Consider the following 18,512-nt stretch of genomic DNA (forward strand, 5'->3'; position numbering starts at 1 on the left):
CATGACCGCTGACAGCAATCCCGCACTGCTCGACACCGAGGGCCCCCCGGGCCCCGGGGCCGACGGCGACCCGGCACCGGCCGGGCCGGCGTCGGCCCGCGGGCCGCGCGCCCGCAACACCCGCGCCTACCTCCTCTATGTGGCGGGCAAGCTCGGCGGCGCGGCCGTGTCGCTCTTCGCCGTGCTCGTCACCAGCTTCTTCCTGTTCCGGCTGATCCCCGGCGACCCCGTCAAGCAGATGACGGGCGGCAAGCGCGTCTCCGCCGAGCAACTCGCCGCGATGCGCAAGGAGTTCGGCCTCGACAAGCCGGTCATGGCCCAGTTCTGGGACTACACCGGCAACGTCCTGAGCGGCGACTTCGGCACGTCGTACCAGTTCCACGCCCCCGTGATGGAGAAGATCACGGAGGCGCTGCCCGCGACGCTGCTCCTCACCGGAACGGCGTACGTCCTCTACACCCTCATCGGCATCTGGCTGGGCACGCGCACCGCCTGGCGCAACGGGAAGCTCGGCGACCGGTTCAACACCGGGCTCGCCCTGACGCTGTACTCGGTGCCGTCGTTCTGGCTCGGCCTGCTGCTGATCATCACCTTCGCGGTGGGGATCGGGCCGATCCCCGGGATGTTCCCGACCGGCGGTCTGGAGTCGGGCGGCGAGACCGGCTTCGCGTACGTCATCGACGTCGCGCACCACATGGTGCTGCCCGTCATCACGCTGGTCGCCGTCGGATACGCGCAGACACTGCTCGTCATGCGGTCCTCGCTCCTCGACGAGATGGGCAGCGACTATCTGACGACCGCCCGCGCGAAGGGGCTGCGGGACGATCTCGTACGGCGGCGGCACGCCGTCCCGAACGCGATGCTGCCGACCGTCACGCTGATGTTCGTCAACCTCGGCACGGTGGTCGCCGGCGCGATCCTCGTCGAGACCGTCTTCTCCTGGCCGGGGCTCGGCGGACTCTTCTACGCGGCGCTGAGCGTGCCCGACCTGCCACTGGTGCAGGGGCTGTTCTTCGTCTTCTCGGCCGCGGTGATCCTCATGAACACCCTGGCCGACGTGATCTATCCGCTGCTCGATCCCCGGGTGGGCCGATGACGACCGAATCCGCACCGACCAGCCCGACACCGACACCCACCCCGACCACCCCTGCGGCGGCTCCGAAAAGCGCGCGGTCGCTCGCCTGGACCCGGCGCAGGCACTCCGCGGCCCGCTTCTGGCGGGAGTACCGCACGCACCGGGCCGGACTCTTCGGCCTCGCCGCGCTCACCCTGATCGCCCTCGCCGCGGTCTTCGCACCGCTGCTCGTCGGCTCGGACGCGCAGAGCGTCACCGACGCGCCGGGCGACCCGATGGAGTCGCCGAGCGGCGCCTACCCGCTCGGCACCGACCAGTTCGGGCGCGACCTGCTGGGCCTGCTGGTGTGGGGCGCGCGCATCTCGCTCTCCGTGGGGCTGCTCGCCGCCGTGCTCTCGGTGGCCATCGGCACGCTCGTGGGCATCACGGCCGGACACTTCAAGGGCTGGTACGCCACCGTCATCATGCGCGTCACCGACTGGTTCCTGGTGATGCCGACGCTGGTGCTCGCGATCGCCCTCGCCTCCGTGCTGTCCCGCTCCATCTGGACGATCATCCTGGCGATCGGCGTGACGACCTGGCCGACCACGGCGCGCCTGGTCCGCGCGCAGACGCTGGCGGTCGAGTCCCGCCCGTACATCGAACGCGCCCGGGCGCTCGGCGGCGGCCACGGCCACATCATGGCCCGGCACGTGCTGCCCAACGTGATGCCGCTCGTCCTCGCGCAGACCACCCTCGTCATCTCCGGCGCCATCCTCACCGAGGCGACGCTCGCGTTCCTCGGCCTCGGCGACCCGACGAGCGTGTCGTGGGGCGGGCTGCTCCAGGACGCGCGCGAGGCGGGCGCGGTCAGCGCGGGCCACTGGTGGTACCTCGCGCCGCCCGGCCTCGCCATCGCCGTCGTCGCGCTGGCGTTCACGCTGTGCGGCCGCGCCGTGGAATCCGTGCTCAACCCCAGGCTGGGGGCCACCCGTTGAACGACGTACAGAAAACCGATGGGCCCCGGCTCCTCGACGTGCGCGACCTCGAAGTGACGTACGCGAACGGCGCGGCCGCCGTCCGCGGCGTCAACCTCCACGTCGACGCGGGCCACAAACTCGGCGTGGCCGGCGAGTCGGGCTGCGGCAAGTCCACGCTCGCGCTCGCCCTGCTGCGGCTGCTGCCCGCGGGCACCAAGGTGTCCGGCGAGATCCTGCTCGACGGCGAGGACGTCCTCACCATGAAGTGGGGCCGGGTCCGCGCGGTCCGCTGGGCCGGCGCCTCGATCGTCTTCCAGGGCGCGATGCACTCCCTGAACGCCGTGCACCGCATCGGCGACCAGATCGCCGAGCCGATCCTGCTGCACAAGAAGGCGACACAGGCGGGCGCGAAGAAGAGGGCGGGCGAGCTCCTCGAACACGTGGGGCTGCCCGCCGCGCGCGCCGACGCGTACCCGCACGAGCTCTCCGGCGGCCAGCGGCAGCGCGTGATGATCGCGATGGCGCTCGCCTGCGACCCCCGGCTGATCATCGCGGACGAGCCGACCACCGCGCTGGACGTGATGATCCAGGCTCAGATCCTGCGCCTCATCGAGCAGTTGGTGGCCGAGCAGGACCTCGGCCTGATGATGATCAGCCATGACCTGGCGGTGCTCTCCGACACCTGCGACCGGCTCGCCGTGATGTACGCGGGCCGCGTCGTCGAGGAGGGCCCGGCCACACAGGTCTACGAGAACGCGCGGCACCCCTATGGAAAGGCCCTGTCGGCCGCCTTCCCGCGCATCGGCGACACCGCGTCGCGGTTCGCCCCGCGCGGCCTGCCGGGCGACCCGCCCGACCCGTCGGCGCTCCCCACGGGCTGCACGTTCCACCCGCGGTGCGCGGTCGCCCTCGACTCCTGCGCCACGGAGGACCAGGCCCTGCGGGAGGCGGGCCCGCACCACCGCGCGGCCTGCGTCCACGCGGGCGCGCCGCTCCCGGCGCAGCCCACGTCGGCACCGGCGACGGCGGAGCGCACGCCGTGACCGGCCACCCCCGGGCCCATCACCCCTCGGAACCGACAGCGCCGTGCTCGACAGCCCTCGCGACCAGGAGCAGCACATGACCACCGAAGCCGCCGGCCCCCTGCTGTCGGCCGCCGACCTGCACATCGCCTTCCCCGGCCGCCGGGGCGCGCCGACCGCCCGTGCCGTGGACGGCGTCGACCTCGACATCAAGGGCGGCGAGATCGTCGCGCTGGTCGGCGAGTCGGGGTGCGGCAAGACGACGCTGGCCCGCTCGCTGCTCGGCCTGGTGCCGCCGACCTCCGGCCGGGTGACGTTCGGCGGCAAGCCGCTGGACTACTCGGGCCGCGCCCTCAAGGCGTACCGCAAACGGGTCCAGCTGGTCCTCCAGGACCCGAGCGGCTCGCTGAACCCCCGGCACACGGTGTACGACGCCGTGGCGGAGGGGCTGCGCATCCACGGGTACGCGGGCGACGAGCGGGCCGCGGTCTCCGATGCCCTCGCACGGGCGGGGCTGCGGCCGCCGGACCGCTTCTTCCTGCGCTATCCGCACGAGCTCTCCGGCGGCCAGCGCCAGCGCGTCGTCATCGCGGGCGCGCTGGTCCTCGAACCCGAACTCATCGTCGCCGACGAGCCGGTGGCGTCCCTCGACGCGTCCGTGCGCGGCGAGATCCTGGCGCTGCTGCTCCGGCTGCGGGACGAACTCGGCCTGTCCGCGCTGGTGGTGACGCACGATCTGGGGCTGGCCTGGAACATCGCGGACCGGGTCGCGGTGATGTACCTGGGCCGGATCGTCGAGACCGGCACGGTGGAGGAGGTGCTGACGGCACCTCAGCACCCTTATACGCAGGCGCTGTTGTCCGTGCTGCCCGAGGCGCCCGGTGACCCGGTGGTCCTCACGGGCGAGCCGCCGGATCCGTCGCGGATTCCTGGGGGGTGCCGATTCCATGCGCGGTGCCAGGTGCTTGCCTCCGGCGAGGCGGAGCGGGCGGGTGTGGCGGCGCGCTGCCGTGAGGTGGACCTTCCCCTCCTGGCCGGTGGCGGCCAGACGCAGGTCGCCTGCCATTGGGCTGCCGCCGCGGGCTCGGGTTCTTAGGGGTTCGTTCTCGGCTGACCGCCCGGTGGGGGCTTGTCGCGCAGTTCCCCGCGCCCCTGACAAAGCGCCCGCAGGGCGCTTGTCCCAGGGGCGCGGGGAACTGCGCGAGCAACCACGAACACACCCGCAGCCGCAAAGAGGAACGCCCCCTACGGCGACTAGGCGGACTCGATAAGAGCCCGGCACCTCTTCACGTCATCCGCGATAGCGACAAGCAGCGAGTCGACCGAGTCGAACTTGGCCTGCCCCCGCACGAAGGCCAAGAACTCCACGGCCACGTGCAACCCGTACAGATCGAGGCCGACGCGGTCGATCGCGTACGCCTCGACCGTCCGCTCCGTGCCGTCGAACTGCGGATTCGTGCCCACGGAGATCGCCGCGGGCATGGCCTCGCCCTCGACGTGCAGCCATCCGGCGTAGACACCGTCGGCGGGGATGGCGGTGTGGGGCAGCGTCTCCACATTGGCGGTGGGGAAGCCCAGCTCGCGGCCGCGCTGGGCGCCGCGCACGACGACGCCCTCGACGCGGTGCGGGCGGCCGAGGATCTCCGCGGCCCCCGTCACGTCGCCCTCGGCGATCAGGCGCCGGGTCAGCGTCGAGGAGAACGGCTCGCCGCCACCTGCCTCGCCGCTCACGTACAGGTCGACGACATCGACTTCGTAGTCGTACGTCCGGCCGAGCTCGGCCAGGAAGTCGACGTTGCCCGCGGCCTTGTGGCCGAAGCGGAAGTTGGGGCCCTCGACGACCACGCGCGCGTGCAGCTTGTCGACGAGCACCTTGACCACGAAGTCGGCGGGCGACAGCTTCGAGAACTCGGTGGTGAAGGGCAGGATCAGCAGCGCGTCCACGCCCAGCTCGGCCATCAGCTCGGCGCGCCGGTGGTGCGGCGCGAGCAGCGGCGGGTGGCTGCCGGGGCGCACCACCTCGCTGGGGTGCGGGTCGAAGGTGACGACCACGGCGGGCACGCCGAGCTCGCGCGCGTGCTCCACGGCACGCCCGATGATCAGCTGGTGACCGCGGTGCACGCCGTCGTAGGAACCGATGGTGACGACGCTGCGCCCCCAGTCCTGGGGGATGTCCTCCAAGCCACGCCAGCGCTGCACTTCTTTGCTCCTCGCCGAACCCGTATACGTCACGTACATCTGTACGTTCCCATTGCCGATTGCGCAGGTCTAAGACTGCCATGCCGACGGGTCCCGGCTCGCACCGGAGGGAGTGGCGGGGGTCACTCCGCCGGGCACCGCATGGGCGAGGACGCGCATGCCTCCCGTGAGGTTCCCGATCGTGCGGTGGGCGCTCGGGCCGACCAGGACGGCCCAGTCCTGCGGGTCGGTCTCGATCCAGCCCGCGACGAGCGCGGCGAAACCGGGTCGCTGACGAGCCAGTTCGGCCAGGTGCCGGTCGAAGGCGGCCGCGCCCTCCGGAGTGCGGACGAGCAGCGCTCCGACGCGCCGCACCAGCTCGCGGGTGCGGTCGGCGCCGCGCTCCCCGGCGCCGCGCGCCGCCGACCGCAGGACGCTCTCCAGGACCGCGGCGTCCCGCTCCTGGCTGAGCAGTACGTCGAGCAGCTCGCCCCGCAGGGCATGTGACGCGGCGGTGCCCGGGGCGGCGAGCACGGGCGCGAGGGCGGCCCGCACCCGCACGGACCTGCTGTGCAGCAGCCCGGCGACCAGCGGGAAGAGGATGCCGCGCACGGCCGGGCCGTGTTCGAGGCGCCGGTCGATGTACGCGGCGGCGAGCCCGGCCGCCTCGGGGCGGGCCTCCAGCAGGTCGTGCACGAGGGTGGCGACGCGACGCGCTAGGGCGGGCGTCGTCACGTCGGCGAGGGCGCACAGGACGTCGTCGGCGGCCGGGCCCTGCGCGTGCAGGCGGGCGCGGAAGGCGTCGAGGACGGGCCCGGGGTGGGTGGGCAGGGCGGTGGCCAGGGCGCTCGCGGTCAGCTGCGGGTCTCCGGCGGTGAAGCGCCGCAGGGCTTGCGGCAGGTGCCGGGAGCGGGTCCGCGGGTCGCGGACGAGGAGCGCGAGCGCGGCGCCGTGCAGGGTGGTGTCGGCGGGGCGTGCGAGCAGCGCGCAGGCGGCCTGCCGCAGAAGCTCGCGGTCGGTGTCGGCGCTGGTGTGCGGGGCGGCCCGCAGGCCGTACGTGGCGGCGGCGACGCGGCGAGCGGGGCGCTCGTCGCTGGCCCAGCGGGCGACCGCGCGGCAGACGGCCGACGGCTCCTCCTCGGCGAGCGCGGCGAGGAGCTCGTCGGCGCGGGCGTCAGGGGCGTGGTCGACCAGGGTCTCCGTGAGGTCGTCGATGGCGCGGTGCCGGTGGGTGTGGAGGAGCGCCTGCGCGGCGGAGGCGACGGTCGCGTCCGGCGTGGCGGCCAGCGGCCGCTCGTCGGTGAACCACTGGGCGAGCCGCGGCTGTACGCCCACGGGGTCGGCGGTGAGCAGGTCGGCGACGGCGTCGAGGCAGCGGTCCGGGGTCCCCGGCGGCCCGTCGTGGACGACGCGCCGCCGCAGCAGCGCGAACCGGTCGGCCTCGTCCAGCGGCAGCCGCAGCCAGAAGGCGGTCCCGAACTCTCCCCGGTCGGCGAGGGGTTCGAGCACCGCGAGGTACGGGGACGCGTCGCGCACCCGCAGCAGCACCTGCCCGAGCAGTCGGCGGGCCCACCACACGGCGTCCTCGGACGCGGCCGCCCCGCAGGCGTCGAAGTCCGCCAGCGCGTCCGCCAGCCCGACCAGCCTCGACGCCAGTTCGGCGGCGCCGTGCTGCCGTCCCAGCGACAGCAGGGCCTGGATCACCGGGCCGATGCGGTGCCGCGGCACCGGTACGGGCGCCGGGCGGGACGGGCCGCGCCGGCGCTGTTCCGGCACCGAGGGGTTGCGGGCCGCGTCCCGGTGCCGGTGGACCAGTGAGGTCAGCGCCCCGTCGACATCCAGGTGCATGCCCTGGAGCCAGTCGGCCACCTCCTCGTGCGCGAAGCGGTAACCCGGCCCGGCCGGCACCAGCAACCCCTCGGTGAGCACCGCCGACGCCCACCCCGAGCAGGCCCCGCTCCCTCGGCCCGGCAGCGCCCCCCACGGGAACACCGCTTCGAAGGAGGCCCGGTCCAGCTGCCCCTGGCCCGGTCCGAGGCAGCGCCGCGCCGCCTCGTGGACCTGGCCGGACACCGTCGCCGCGAGACGGCGCACGGCGGTTCCGCGCAGCCCTTTCGGTGCCGCGAGCCGCACCGCGATCCGCAGGCACACCAGGTCCAGATAGGCGCCGAAGACGTCCTCCCGGTCCGCGGTGCCCGGCGGCGGCGCGTCCGGCCGGGCGGCCCGCACCTCGGCGAGCAGCCGCAGCGCCAGCGGGTGCCGCGCGTCGGCGGCGGTCAGCGCGCCGTCGGGGACGGCGTACCGCGCGCGGGCCCGGCGGGCCTGCGGCTCCGGGAGATCGCCGAGGTGTACGCAGCCGGGGAGCCCGGGGCCGGTGTCCGCCGGGTGCGACGCGGCGCCGAAGTGCGCACCGGCCTGCTCCCAGTACTCCGGACGGCAGGCGATGACGAGGCGTGCACCGGTCTCCCGCAGCCACCGGACCGTGCCGTCGCTCCACTCCGCGAGGCGGTGGGCGAGCACCGGCGGCATCTCCTCGGGGCCGTCCAGCAGCAGGAGCAGCGGCCGCCCCGCGTCCCGCACGAGCCCGGCGACGCGGTGCGCCGAGATGTCGCCGAGGTCCCGGGCCGCGGGCTCCTCCTCGGCGGCGGCCGCCAGGATTCGTCCGGCGCGGTCCAGCGCCCGCTCCACCGCGTCGGCCACGGATGTGTCCGTGCCGAGCAGGTCGGCGCCGCGCAGCCACAGCGTGGGGGCGGGCTCGGCGCCCCTGGCCCGGCGCGCGGCGAGCGCGGCCAGCTCCGTGGTGCGTCCCGTGCCGGGGTCGCCGACGAGGCCGAGCACCCGCGCGGGCCCCTCGGTGAAGGCGGCGAACTCCCGTGCCGTGTCGGGCCGTTCGACCGGTTCCAGAAGGGCGGCGTGGGGCAGGGCGGTGGGCGCGAGCGTGGTGTGCGGGCCGTCGGAGCCCGCGGACGTGGCGGTCAGGTGCAGCGCGCCCGCGAGGTTGAGGTCTTCGCCGTACGCGGGCACGGTCGCGGCGTTGTGCGCGAGGAGCTCGGCGAGCGGGCCGCCCGGGTCGGCGGCCGCCGCGTCCCGCAGCGACACCGCGAAGCCCGCCGGGCGATGGGTCCAGGCGTCGTCCTGTCCGGGCGCGGCGGGGCCGGAGGCCCGAGGCAGCAGGGCGGTACCGAGGACGGCGAGCACGGCGCCGGACGAGGCGTCCACGACGGGTCCGCCCGCGGCCCCGCCGCCGGGCCGCAGCGCGTCGGCGCCGTCCGTGCCGATCGCGAGCTCCAGGGCGGCGCCCACGGGGTGGCGGCGGTCCGTCGCCGTGTATGTGACGGCCGAGGTGCCGAGGACGCGCGCCTCGCGCCAGCCGCATGCCGTGATGCGCACGTACGTTCCGGTCGGCACCGAGCTCCGCGCGGTGACCGGGAGGGGCCGCAGCCCGAGGCCTTCCGTGCGGATGAGCGCGAGGTCGGCTCCGGGCAGCGCCACCACGGCGTCGGCGGGGACCACGCAGGTCCGCTCGTCCGGCGCGTGCAGGACGATCCGGGCGAGTCCGTCGACCGCCTCGTGGCTGGTGACGACCGTGCCGTGCTCGTCGGCCGCGAACCCCATGCCGCGCGGGCGCCCGGCGGGATCGCACACCCGCACCACCGACCGGTCCGGCGCCGGAGCCGAGAGCCCTCCCCCGCCGCGTCCCGCCATGCTCGAACCTCCCCACTGTGCCCCGTTCTCCCGACCGTAGGACGGGGGTGATCAGCGGGACAGGAGGCGGTCCGAACGCGCCCCCTTCCGACCCCCCGGTTCACTCCGAGCGCCTGCTCGATGGGGTGAATCGGCGGGTGGCGGTGGAAACACCTCTAGTGGGGGGAATGGTGGAGCGGCGGACCTGGGTCCGCCGCTCCACAATGCCGTCGGGCCGGGAAGGCCACCGGGCCGTCGACCCGGGAAGGCCACCGCACGGAAAAGCCGTCAGGCGAAGACGGCCAGGCTCTTGGCCTTGCCCCGCGACTCCTCCGCGAGGACCAGGAAGCGGCCCTCCGGGTCGAAGACGGCGACGGCGCCCACACCCGCGTACTCCTCGGGCATGTCGATCCGGACGCCGTTGAGCAGCAGCCGGCCGCGCTTGTCGTCCACGTCCCAGCGCGGGAAGGCCCGCCCCGCGGCCTCGGCCACGGGCATCACGGTCAGCTCCTCCTGGAGCTGGTCGAGGGTCTTGGCCGCGTCCAGCTTGTAGGGGCCGACGCGGGTGCGGCGCAGCGCGGTCAGGTGGCCGCCCACGCCGAGGTCGGCGCCGAGGTCACGGGCGATCGCCCTGATGTACGTCCCCGAGGAGCAGACGACCGAGACGACCAGGTCGAGGACGGGCGTGCCGTCCTCGGCGACGGCATCGCGCACGTCGTACACGGTGAAGGCGGAGATCGTCACGGGCCTGGCCGGGATCTCGAACTCCTCGCCCTTGCGGGCGCGGGCGTAGGACCGCTTGCCGTCGATCTTGATGGCGCTGACCTTCGACGGCACCTGCATGATGTCGCCGGAGAGCTTGGCGACGCCCGCGTCGATGGCCTGCCGGGTGATCTTCGAGGCGTCGGCGGACGAGGTGATCTCGCCCTCGGCGTCGTCGGTGATCGTGTTCTGCCCGAGGCGGATGGTGCCGAGGTACTCCTTCTCGGTGAGCGCCAGATGGCCGAGGAGCTTGGTGGCGCGCTCCACGCCGAGCACGAGGACACCCGTCGCCATCGGGTCGAGGGTGCCCGCGTGTCCGACGCGGCGGGTCCTGGCGATCCCGCGCATCTTGGCCACCACGTCGTGCGAAGTGAAGCCGGACGGCTTGTCGACGATGACAAGGCCGTCCGGCGTTGTGGTGCTGCTCTTGCTCATGCGCGGGCGTCGCCGTCCGTCTCGTCCGTGGTGCTGTCGCTCTCGTCGGCCTCGTCGGGCTTGCGGTACGGGTCGGGCCCGCCCGCGAACTCGGCGCCGGCCGAGACCTCGCGCACCTTCTCGTCGGACATCCGCGCCTTGTCGAGGAGGTCCTCGATGGCGCGCGCGTTGTCCGGCAGGGCGTCGGCGACGAAGGACAGGGTCGGCGTGAACTTCACGCCTGCGGCCTGTCCGACCGCCGACCGGAGCACGCCCTTGGCGCTCTCCAGGCCCGCGGCGGCCGCCGCACGGTCCTCGTCGTCGCCGTAGACCGTGTAGAAGACCGTGGCCTCCCGCAGGTCACCGGTCACCCGGGTGTCCGTGATCGTCACGTGCGTTCCGAGCCGCGGGTCCTTGATCCCGCGCTGCAGCTTCTGAGCAACCACCTCTCGAATGAGGTCCGCCAGCCTTTTCGCCCGCGCGTTGTCGGCCACTGCTCCGTCTCCCTTATCCCCGGGCATTCCCTGGGCTTGTCTTGCTGTGTTCAATCGTCGTCGCCGTGCAGCCGCCGCCGGACCGACAGCAGCTCCACTTCGGGCCGGGCGGCGACGAGGCGTTCGCACCGGTCCAGTACGTCGGTGAGATGAGCCCAGTCGCCCGACACCACGGCGAGGCCGATCTCGGCCCGCCGGTGCAGATTCTGCACCCCGACCTCCGCCGCGCTCACCGCGTACTTGCGCTGGAGTTCGGCGACGATCGGTCGGACGACGGAGCGTTTCTCCTTCAGCGAATGTACGTCGCCGAGGAGCAGATCGAAGGACAGAGTCCCCACATACATGTGTGTCCGGATGTCCCGCCGGTACGGGTTCGGTGCCCCGCCAACCGCTTGGCAGGGACACAAGAACCGTACACGGAACGGCCGGGGCCGATCGACGGGATTTACCTCCCCTCGACCGGCCCCGGTTCGAGCTGTCGTGATCAGCCGCGCGGCTTCTCGCGCATCTCGTACGTCGCGATGACGTCGTCGATCTTGATGTCGTTGAAGTTTCCGAGGTTGATACCGCCCTCGAAGCCTTCGCGGATCTCGGTGACGTCGTCCTTGAAGCGGCGCAGGCCCTCGATGTTGAGGTTCTCCGCGATGACCTTGCCATCGCGCAGCAGACGGGCCTTGGTGTTGCGCTTGACCTCGCCGGAACGGATGAGGACACCCGCGATGTTGCCGAGCTTGGACGAGCGGAAGACCTCGCGGATCTCCGCGGTGCCGAGCTCGACCTCCTCGTACTCCGGCTTGAGCATGCCCTTGAGGGCCGCCTCGATCTCCTCGATGGCCTGGTAGATCACCGAGTAGTAGCGGACGTCGACGCCCTCGCGCTCCGCCATCTGCGCGGCACGGCCGGCCGCGCGGACGTTGAAGCCGATGACGATGGCGTCGGAGCCCATCGCCAGGTCGATGTCCGACTCGGTGACCGCACCCACACCGCGGTGCAGGACGCGGATGTCGACCTCTTCGCCGACGTCCAGCTGGAGCAGGGAGGACTCAAGAGCCTCGACGGAACCGGAAGCGTCACCCTTGATGATGAGGTTGAGCTGCTGGATCTCGCCGGCCTTGAGCACCTTGTCCAGGTCCTCGAGCGAGACACGGCGCACGCGCTTGGCGAACGCGGCGTTGCGCTCACGGGCGGCACGCTTCTCGGCGATCTGACGGGCCGTACGGTCCTCGTCGACGACGAGGAAGTTGTCGCCGGCGCCCGGGACGTTGGTGAGACCGAGGACGAGGACCGGGGTCGACGGACCCGCCTCTTCCACGTTCTCGCCCTTGTCGTCGAGCATCGCGCGGACTCGGCCGTACGCGTCACCGGCGACCATCGTGTCGCCGACGCGGAGGGTACCGCGCTGGACGAGGACGGTCGCGACGGCGCCGCGGCCCTTGTCGAGGTGGGCCTCGATGGCAATACCCTGCGCGTCCTGCTCCGGGTTGGCCCGCAGGTCGAGCGAGGCGTCCGCGGTCAGGACCACGGCCTCGAGCAGCTGCTCGATGTTGAGGCCCTGGCGCGCGGAGATGTCGACGAACATCGTGTCGCCGCCGTACTCCTCGGCCACCAGACCGAACTCGGTGAGCTGACCGCGCACCTTGGTCGGGTCGGCACCCTCGACGTCGATCTTGTTGACCGCGACCACGATCGGCACGTCGGCCGCCTTGGCGTGGTTCAGCGCCTCGATCGTCTGCGGCATCACACCGTCGTTCGCCGCGACCACGAGGATCGCGATGTCGGTGGACTTCGCACCACGGGCACGCATGGCGGTGAACGCCTCGTGACCGGGGGTGTCGATGAAGGTGATGGCGCGCTCTTCGCCGTTGACCTCGGTCGCGACCTGGTAGGCACCGATGTGCTGGGTGATGCCACCGGCCTCGCCCGCGACGACGTTCGTCTTGCGGATGGCGTCGAGGAGGCGGGTCTTTCCGTGGTCGACGTGACCCATGACGGTCACTACCGGCGGACGGGCGATGAGGGCCTCTTCGCCGCCCTCGTCCTCGCCGAACTCGATGTCGAACGACTCGAGCAGCTCGCGGTCCTCCTCCTCGGGGCTGACGATCTGAACCGTGTAGTTCATCTCGTCGCCGAGGAGTTGCAGCGTCTCGTCGGAGACGGACTGCGTGGCCGTGACCATCTCGCCGAGGTTCATCATCACCGCGACGAGCGACGCCGGGTTGGCGTTGATCTTCTCGGCGAAGTCGGTGAGGGACGCACCGCGCGACAGGCGAACGGTCTCGCCGTTGCCGCGGGGCAGCATCACGCCGCCGACCGACGGGGCCTGCATGGCCTCGTACTCCTGGCGCCTCTGCCGCTTCGACTTGCGACCGCGACGCGCGGGACCGCCGGGACGGCCGAAGGCGCCCTGCGTGCCACCGCGGCCACCCGGGCCACCGGGACGGCCACCGAAGCCGGGACGACCGCCGAAGCCGCCGCCACCACCGGGACGACCGGCACCGCCGCCGCCACCGGGACCGGCCGGACGGCCGGCGAAGCCGCCACCGCCACCGGGACGACCGGCGAAGCCGCCGCCACCGGGACGACCGCCGCCGCCACCCGGACGACCGCCGCCACCGGGACCACGGCCGCCGCCGGGGCCACCGCCGGGACGCGGGCCCGCGGCGGGACGCTGCGGCATCATGCCCGGGTTCGGACGGTTGCCGGCGGGACCGCCGCCGGGGGCGCCGCCGGGACGGGGCGCCTGCGGACGGGGCATGCCGCCCGGAGTCGGACGGGCACCGCCCTGACCCTGCGGACGGGGAGCGCCACCGGGGCCGCCCTGACCGCCCTGCGGGCGCGGGGCGCCGCCGGGGCCGCCCTGGCCGCCGGGTCCGCCGGGGCCGGGACGCGCGCCGCCCGGACGGGGCGCCTGCGGGCGCGCCATGCCGGTGGAGCCGCCGGAGGTGAAGGGGTTGTTGCCCGGACGCGGACCCGCGGGACGGGCACCGCCGGGACGCGGGGCACCGCCCTGGCCGCCGGGGCGCGGGGCGCCCTGACGGTCACCGCGGTCGCCACGGCCCTGGCCCTGACCCTGGCCCTGACCGGGGGCCGGACGGCCACCGGGCTTCGGGGCACCCGGGCGGGCGGCCGGACGGGGGGTCTGCGGGGCCGCGGGGGCGGCCGGCGGAGCGGTGAACTCCGGGGCGGCCGGAGCCGGCGAGGCCGGCGCGGGCTTGGGGGCCGGCGGCTTCGGGCCGGGCGTCGGGCGCGGGCCCGGGGTCGCCGGCGAAGCCGCGGGCTTCTCGGCCGCGGCGGGCTTGGGCGCCGGCGGCTTGGGCGCGGCCGGACCCGGACGGGCGGCCTGCGCGGGAGAGGGGGTCGCCGGGCCCGAGGGGGCCGGCTTGGGGGCGGCCTGCTTGCGCGGCGCGCCGGGCTTGGCGGCGGACTTGCCGTTGCCGCCGCCCTGCTGGAATGCGTCAGTCAGTTTGCGTACCACGGGCGCCTCGATCGTCGAGGACGCCGAACGTACGAATTCACCGAGTTCTGTGAGCTTGGCCATGACGACCTTGCTCTCTACGCCGAACTCCTTGGCGAGTTCGTATACCCGGACCTTAGCCACTTCGCTCCTTTTAGGTCCGGGTTACGCCGGACCGTCGCTACTTCATGGGCGTACTCATCGCGTGCTCATCGAGTGCTCATCGCAATCTCGACCTACTTCCAACTCGCGGAATACCAAGGCCGCACGGGGTTCCGTGCGACCACGTCTTACGGTGTTGCCTGCTCGGCAACTGCCTCGACAGCCCGGCGCAAGGCCTCCGTGTCGAGCGGTCCCTGGACTCGGAAGGCCCTTGGGAGCGCCCGGCGGCGGACCGCCAGGTCCAGACAGACCAGGGCGGGGTGTACATACGCACCCCGGCCGGGCAGCGTACCGCGAGGATCGGGGGCGCAGACGCCCTCTTTCGCCACGATGCGCAGCAGATCGCTCTTGGCCGCTCGCTCCCGGCACCCCACACAGGTGCGCTCAGGGCGTGCGCGGGTATGCGTCCGGCCAGACACGCTTAAGTCTACCTCCCCGCACCGACCTCACCCCTTCGGGGCAAGAATCGAACGGCTACTCGCCACATACTGTCGTGATCGAAGCGGTGGCCGCCCGGAATTTATTCCCGGGACGGCTTCCGCCGCTGGCCCGCTACCGGTCCTGCCGGTCGTCCGGCTGCTCCGTGTCCGGCCTGATGTCGATGCGCCAGCCCGTGAGCCGCGCGGCCAGGCGGGCGTTCTGCCCCTCCTTGCCGATCGCGAGCGACAGCTGATAGTCCGGCACGGTCACCCGGGCCGAGCGGGCGCCGAGGTCGACGACCTCGACCTTGCTGACGCGGGCCGGGGAGAGCGCGTGGGCGACCATCTCGGCCGGGTCGTCGGACCAGTCGACGATGTCGATCTTCTCGCCGTTGAGCTCGCCCATCACGTTGCGCACGCGGCTGCCCATGGGGCCGATGCAGGCGCCCTTGGCGTTGAGCCCCGAGCGCGTCGAGCGGACCGCGATCTTGGTGCGGTGGCCGGCCTCGCGGGCGATGGCGGTGATCTCGACGGAGCCGTCGGCGATCTCCGGGACCTCCAGGGCGAAGAGCTTCTTCACCAGGTTCGGGTGGGTGCGCGACAGCGTCACGGACGGGCCGCGGACGCCCTTGGCGACCCGGACGACGTACGACCGAAGGCGCATCCCGTGCGGGTACTCCTCGCCCGGCACCTGCTCCTGCACCGGCAGGATGGCCTCCAGCTTGCCGATGTCGACGAGCACGTTCTTCGGGTCGCGGCCCTGCTGGACGACGCCGGTGACGATGTCGCCCTCCCGGCCCGCGTACTCCCCGAGCGTCACGTCGTCCTGGGCGTCGCGCAGGCGCTGAAGGATGACCTGCTTGGCCGTGGTCGCGGCGATCCGGCCGAAGTCGGACGGGGTGTCGTCGAACTCCTTGGGCTCCTGGCCCTCTTCGAGGTCCGCCGGGTCCTCCGTCGCCCACACCGTCACGTGGCCGGTCTCCCGGTCCAGCTTCACACGCGCGCGGCGGAAGCTGCCTTCGGTGCGGTGGTAGGCGATGAGGAGGGCCGACTCGATCGCCTCGACGAGGAGGTCGAAGGAGATCTCCTTCTCCCGGACCAGACCCCGCAGGGCACTCATGTCGATGTCCACGGCTACGCCTCCTCTTCCTTCTTGTCCTTGCGGTTGAACTCGACCTGTACACGCGCCTTGTCGATCTCGTCGAAGGCGAGGCGGCGCGAGGTGGGCCTGCGGCCCTTCACGCCGGGCACTTCGAGGTCGAGGCCCTCGTCGTCCACGGTGAGGATGCGGGCGGTCAGCTCGCCGCCCTCGGCCAGCTGGAACTTCACCAGGCGGTCCACGGCACGCACGTAGTGACGGTGCTCGGTCAGGGCTCGCTCGGCGCCGGGGGAACCGACCTCCAGGTCGTACTCCCCCTCGCCCATGGCGTCCGTCTCGTCGAGCTTCGCGGAGAGCAGGCGGCTGACTTCCGCGATCTGGTCCAGGTCCACGCCGTCGTCGGAGTCGATGACGACTCTCAGCACCCGCTTGCGTCCGACGGAGGCCACTTCGATCTCTTCGAGATCCAGGTCCTGCGAGGTGACGAGCGGTTCCAGTAGTTGCCGCAGCCTCTCGCTCTGGGTGGTGCTCATCCGGGTGACTCCTCGGCCGCGTGTGCTGTTGTGGGTGCGTTGCAAGTCTGCGTGTCAGGTCAAAGGGTATCCGGTCCCGAGGGGTGTTGCGGCCCACGGACCGCACGATGCGCCGCTTTCGTCCCGAGCCGCTCGCGGGCGCCGGGCCGGTCCGAAGGTACGGTGATCACCGGGCCCACGCCCACCGATCTTCATTTCTTCCTTCTGCTCCGAGGACGTCTGCCGTGCCGTCGTATCGCACCGCCCCGCGGTCCCGCCCTGGCCCGCGCCGAAGGAGTCTGCTCACGGGGGCCGCCGGCGTCGCGTCGGCGGCGCTGCTCGCGGGCTGCTCGGACTCCGGAGACTCCGCCGCCGACGAGCGCACGTCCGCCGCACGGCGGCTGCGTGCCGCGGCCGCGAAGGACAGCAGGGAGCTCCTCGGGCGGTACGACGCCGTGCTCGCGGCCCATCCCTCGCTCGCCGGGCGGCTCGCCCCGCTGCGCTCCGAGGTCCAGCAGCACGCCGAGGCCTTCGCGGCCGACCGCGCCCCGTCCGCCACGGCCTCGCAGCCGCCGTCACCGTCGCCGTCGTCCGCCACGTCCCCGCGTCCCTCGCCGTCCGTGCCCGCCACCCCCGAGGACGCCGTACGCGCCCTCGCCAAGGCCGAGCGCGAGCTGGCCGACCGCCGGGGCGAGGCCCTGCTCGACGCCCCGGCCGAGGAGGGCAGGCTGCTCGCCTCGGTGGCGGCCGCCGGCGCGGCCCACGCATATCTGCTGACCGAGCGGGAGGGCGCCAAGTGAGCGACGCGAAGGACCCGAAGGCGGGCTCGAAGGACGAGGAGCTGAAGGCCCTCCAGGCCGCTCTCGGCGCCGAGCACGCGGCGGTGTACGGCTACGGCGTCGTCGGCGGCCGGATCGGCGACAAGCGCAGGCCCGAGGCGCGCACGGCGTACGACGCGCACCGCGCCCGGCGCGACGAGCTCCAGCGCGCGGTGCGCGACCTGGGCGGCGAACCGCAGTCCGCGGACGCGGCGTACTCGCTGCCCTTCCCGGTGCCCGACGCCGCCGCGGCGGTCCGGCTCGCCACGGAGCTGGAGGACCGTGTCGCGGGCGTCTACTCCGATCTCGTCCGCGCGTCGACGGGCGCCCGGCGCGGCACCGCGGCCCGCGCGCTGCGGGAGGCGGCGGTCCGTGCGGCACGGTGGCGGGCCGGGAGCGTAGCCTTCCCTGGGCTCGCCGAGCGGTCGACACCGTCGTCCGCACCGGCGACCCCCAAGGCGTAACGCGTCCAGGAAGGGAACAACGCGCGCATGGCTCTCGAACCGCCGCAGCGCCTCGTCACAGCACTCGGCGAGACGGCGCAGGACGGCGACGACTGGCTGGAGAAGCTGCCCGGGGCAGTCGAACAGTCCGTCGCTCTGCGCGAGTTGACCGTCGAGCGGACGCACCTTCCCGGTGGCCGCAGCAGCCTCGTGCTGCTGGTGCGGCGGGCCGACGGCACGCCCGCCGTGCTGAAGCTCGTGCCGCCGCGGTCGCGGCCGGAGAGCGAGCGGGCCGCGCTCGCCCACTGGGGCGGACTCGGCGCCGCGCGGCTGCTCGACCCGGAGCTCTCGGACGGGGCGCTGCTCCTGGAGCGGCTGCACCGTGACGTGTCCGTGCGGTCGCTGCCCGAGGCCAAGGCGCTCCTGGAGGCCGCGGGGACGCTGCGCAGGCTGTGGGTGGAGCCGCCCGCCGACCACCGCTTCGAGACGGTCGCCGAGCGGACGGGGCGGCAGGCCGACGCGATGCGCGCCTCCGCGGCCGCCGACGCGGACGTGGCTCCGCTGGTCGACGCGGCGCTCGCGGCCCGCGACGAGCTGCTGGCCGGGGAGTCGGGGGGCGTGGCGGCACGGCTGCTGCACGGCACCTTCCGGCAGAGCAAGGTGCTCGCCGGGGACCGGCTGCCGTGGCTCGCGGTGGGTCCCGACCCGGTGGTCGGCGACCCCGCCTTCGACCTGGCGCGGCTCGTCCGTGACCGGGTGGAGGACCTGATCGCCTCGCCGTCGGGCGCCTCGATCACGCGGCGGCGCGTGAAGAAGCTCGCCGAGTCCCTGGAGGTCGACCAGGAGCGGCTGCGGGGCTGGACGCTGTTCCGGGCCGTGGAGTCCGGTGTGCGGGCGTTGCGGGTGGGGCGGCCGCAGGACGCGGAACTGCTGCTCGAGTTCGCGGGCTGGCTGTAGCGGTACTGGCTGTAGCGGTACATGTACGTGAGAAGGGGGCGCCCCGCCGTGCGGAGCGCC

Annotated in this window: 16 protein-coding genes; 7 read left to right on the forward strand and 9 right to left on the reverse strand. The window is 73.5% G+C overall.

The window, feature by feature from the left end; all coding sequences use genetic code 11:
• Position 1: 1 nt before the first annotated feature.
• The 4 genes from ACZ4Z4_RS34235 to ACZ4Z4_RS34250 all read left to right on the forward strand — a co-directional run bounded on the left by ACZ4Z4_RS34235 (position 2) and on the right by ACZ4Z4_RS34250 (position 4,152).
• Positions 2–1,096, forward strand: coding sequence for an ABC transporter permease (locus ACZ4Z4_RS34235; RefSeq protein ID WP_468336341.1), 1,095 nt, complete (start codon positions 2–4; stop codon positions 1,094–1,096).
• Positions 1,093–2,052: an ABC transporter permease gene (locus tag ACZ4Z4_RS34240; RefSeq protein WP_468336344.1), complete on the forward strand. Its 960-nt coding sequence runs from the start codon at positions 1,093–1,095 to the stop codon at positions 2,050–2,052. The genes ACZ4Z4_RS34235 and ACZ4Z4_RS34240 overlap by 4 nt, the downstream gene beginning before the upstream one ends.
• Complete coding sequence (locus tag ACZ4Z4_RS34245; protein ID WP_468336347.1) at positions 2,049–3,077, forward strand: ABC transporter ATP-binding protein; 1,029 nt, start codon at positions 2,049–2,051, stop codon at positions 3,075–3,077. The genes ACZ4Z4_RS34240 and ACZ4Z4_RS34245 overlap by 4 nt, the downstream gene beginning before the upstream one ends.
• A 76-nt stretch (positions 3,078–3,153) precedes the next feature.
• Positions 3,154–4,152: an oligopeptide/dipeptide ABC transporter ATP-binding protein gene (locus tag ACZ4Z4_RS34250; protein WP_468336350.1), complete on the forward strand. Its 999-nt coding sequence runs from the start codon at positions 3,154–3,156 to the stop codon at positions 4,150–4,152.
• A gap of 158 nt (positions 4,153–4,310) precedes the next feature.
• Here ACZ4Z4_RS34250 and ACZ4Z4_RS34255 read toward each other — a convergent pair whose 3' ends face one another.
• The 9 genes from ACZ4Z4_RS34255 to rimP form a co-directional block, all read right to left on the reverse strand.
• On the reverse strand, positions 4,311–5,255 hold the full coding sequence (locus ACZ4Z4_RS34255; RefSeq protein ID WP_468336352.1) for a bifunctional riboflavin kinase/FAD synthetase: 945 nt from the start codon (positions 5,253–5,255) through the stop codon (positions 4,311–4,313).
• Between the two features lie 69 nt (positions 5,256–5,324).
• Complete coding sequence (locus ACZ4Z4_RS34260) at positions 5,325–8,939, reverse strand: trypsin-like peptidase domain-containing protein (protein ID WP_468336355.1); 3,615 nt, start codon at positions 8,937–8,939, stop codon at positions 5,325–5,327.
• A gap of 267 nt (positions 8,940–9,206) precedes the next feature.
• A complete protein-coding gene (truB, locus tag ACZ4Z4_RS34265; protein ID WP_468336358.1) occupies positions 9,207–10,115 on the reverse strand; it encodes a tRNA pseudouridine(55) synthase TruB in 909 nt (302 codons plus the stop codon).
• Complete coding sequence (rbfA, locus tag ACZ4Z4_RS34270; protein WP_468336361.1) at positions 10,112–10,588, reverse strand: 30S ribosome-binding factor RbfA; 477 nt, start codon at positions 10,586–10,588, stop codon at positions 10,112–10,114. Before rbfA ends, truB begins: the two co-directional genes overlap by 4 nt.
• 50 nt (positions 10,589–10,638) lie before the next feature.
• The gene (locus ACZ4Z4_RS34275) at positions 10,639–10,932 is read right to left on the reverse strand and encodes a DUF503 domain-containing protein (protein WP_468336364.1); all 294 of its coding nucleotides are present in this window, start codon (positions 10,930–10,932) and stop codon (positions 10,639–10,641) included.
• A 140-nt stretch (positions 10,933–11,072) separates the two neighbouring features.
• Positions 11,073–14,186, reverse strand: a complete 3,114-nt coding sequence (gene infB / locus ACZ4Z4_RS34280) for a translation initiation factor IF-2 (protein WP_468336366.1) — start codon at positions 14,184–14,186, stop codon at positions 11,073–11,075.
• 146 nt (positions 14,187–14,332) lie between these two features.
• Positions 14,333–14,623 carry a YlxR family protein gene (locus ACZ4Z4_RS34285; RefSeq protein ID WP_468336369.1) on the reverse strand — a complete coding sequence of 97 codons (291 nt, stop codon included), beginning with the start codon at positions 14,621–14,623 and terminating at the stop codon, positions 14,333–14,335.
• 133 nt (positions 14,624–14,756) lie between these two features.
• Entirely contained in the window at positions 14,757–15,755 is a 999-nt protein-coding gene (nusA, locus tag ACZ4Z4_RS34290; RefSeq protein ID WP_468336372.1) for a transcription termination factor NusA, read from the reverse strand.
• A 2-nt stretch (positions 15,756–15,757) separates the two neighbouring features.
• Positions 15,758–16,255 (reverse strand): ribosome maturation factor RimP, encoded by a 498-nt coding sequence (gene rimP, locus ACZ4Z4_RS34295; RefSeq protein WP_468336374.1) that lies wholly within the window; start codon positions 16,253–16,255, stop codon positions 15,758–15,760.
• A 224-nt stretch (positions 16,256–16,479) separates the two neighbouring features.
• Here rimP and ACZ4Z4_RS34300 point away from each other — a divergent pair, with 224 nt between their 5' ends.
• Genes ACZ4Z4_RS34300 through ACZ4Z4_RS34310 form a run of 3 tightly spaced genes read left to right on the forward strand, consistent with a single transcriptional unit; the run spans position 16,480 to position 18,452 of the window.
• Positions 16,480–17,034 carry a hypothetical protein gene (locus ACZ4Z4_RS34300; RefSeq protein ID WP_468336377.1) on the forward strand — a complete coding sequence of 185 codons (555 nt, stop codon included), beginning with the start codon at positions 16,480–16,482 and terminating at the stop codon, positions 17,032–17,034.
• On the forward strand, positions 17,031–17,516 hold the full coding sequence (locus tag ACZ4Z4_RS34305) for a ferritin-like domain-containing protein (protein WP_468336379.1): 486 nt from the start codon (positions 17,031–17,033) through the stop codon (positions 17,514–17,516). The genes ACZ4Z4_RS34300 and ACZ4Z4_RS34305 overlap by 4 nt, the downstream gene beginning before the upstream one ends.
• Positions 17,517–17,543: 27 nt before the next feature.
• Entirely contained in the window at positions 17,544–18,452 is a 909-nt protein-coding gene (locus ACZ4Z4_RS34310; RefSeq protein WP_468336382.1) for an aminoglycoside phosphotransferase family protein, read from the forward strand.
• The last annotated feature ends 60 nt before the right edge of the window (positions 18,453–18,512 follow it).

The organism is Streptomyces sp. NPDC030245 (genome assembly GCF_055572995.1).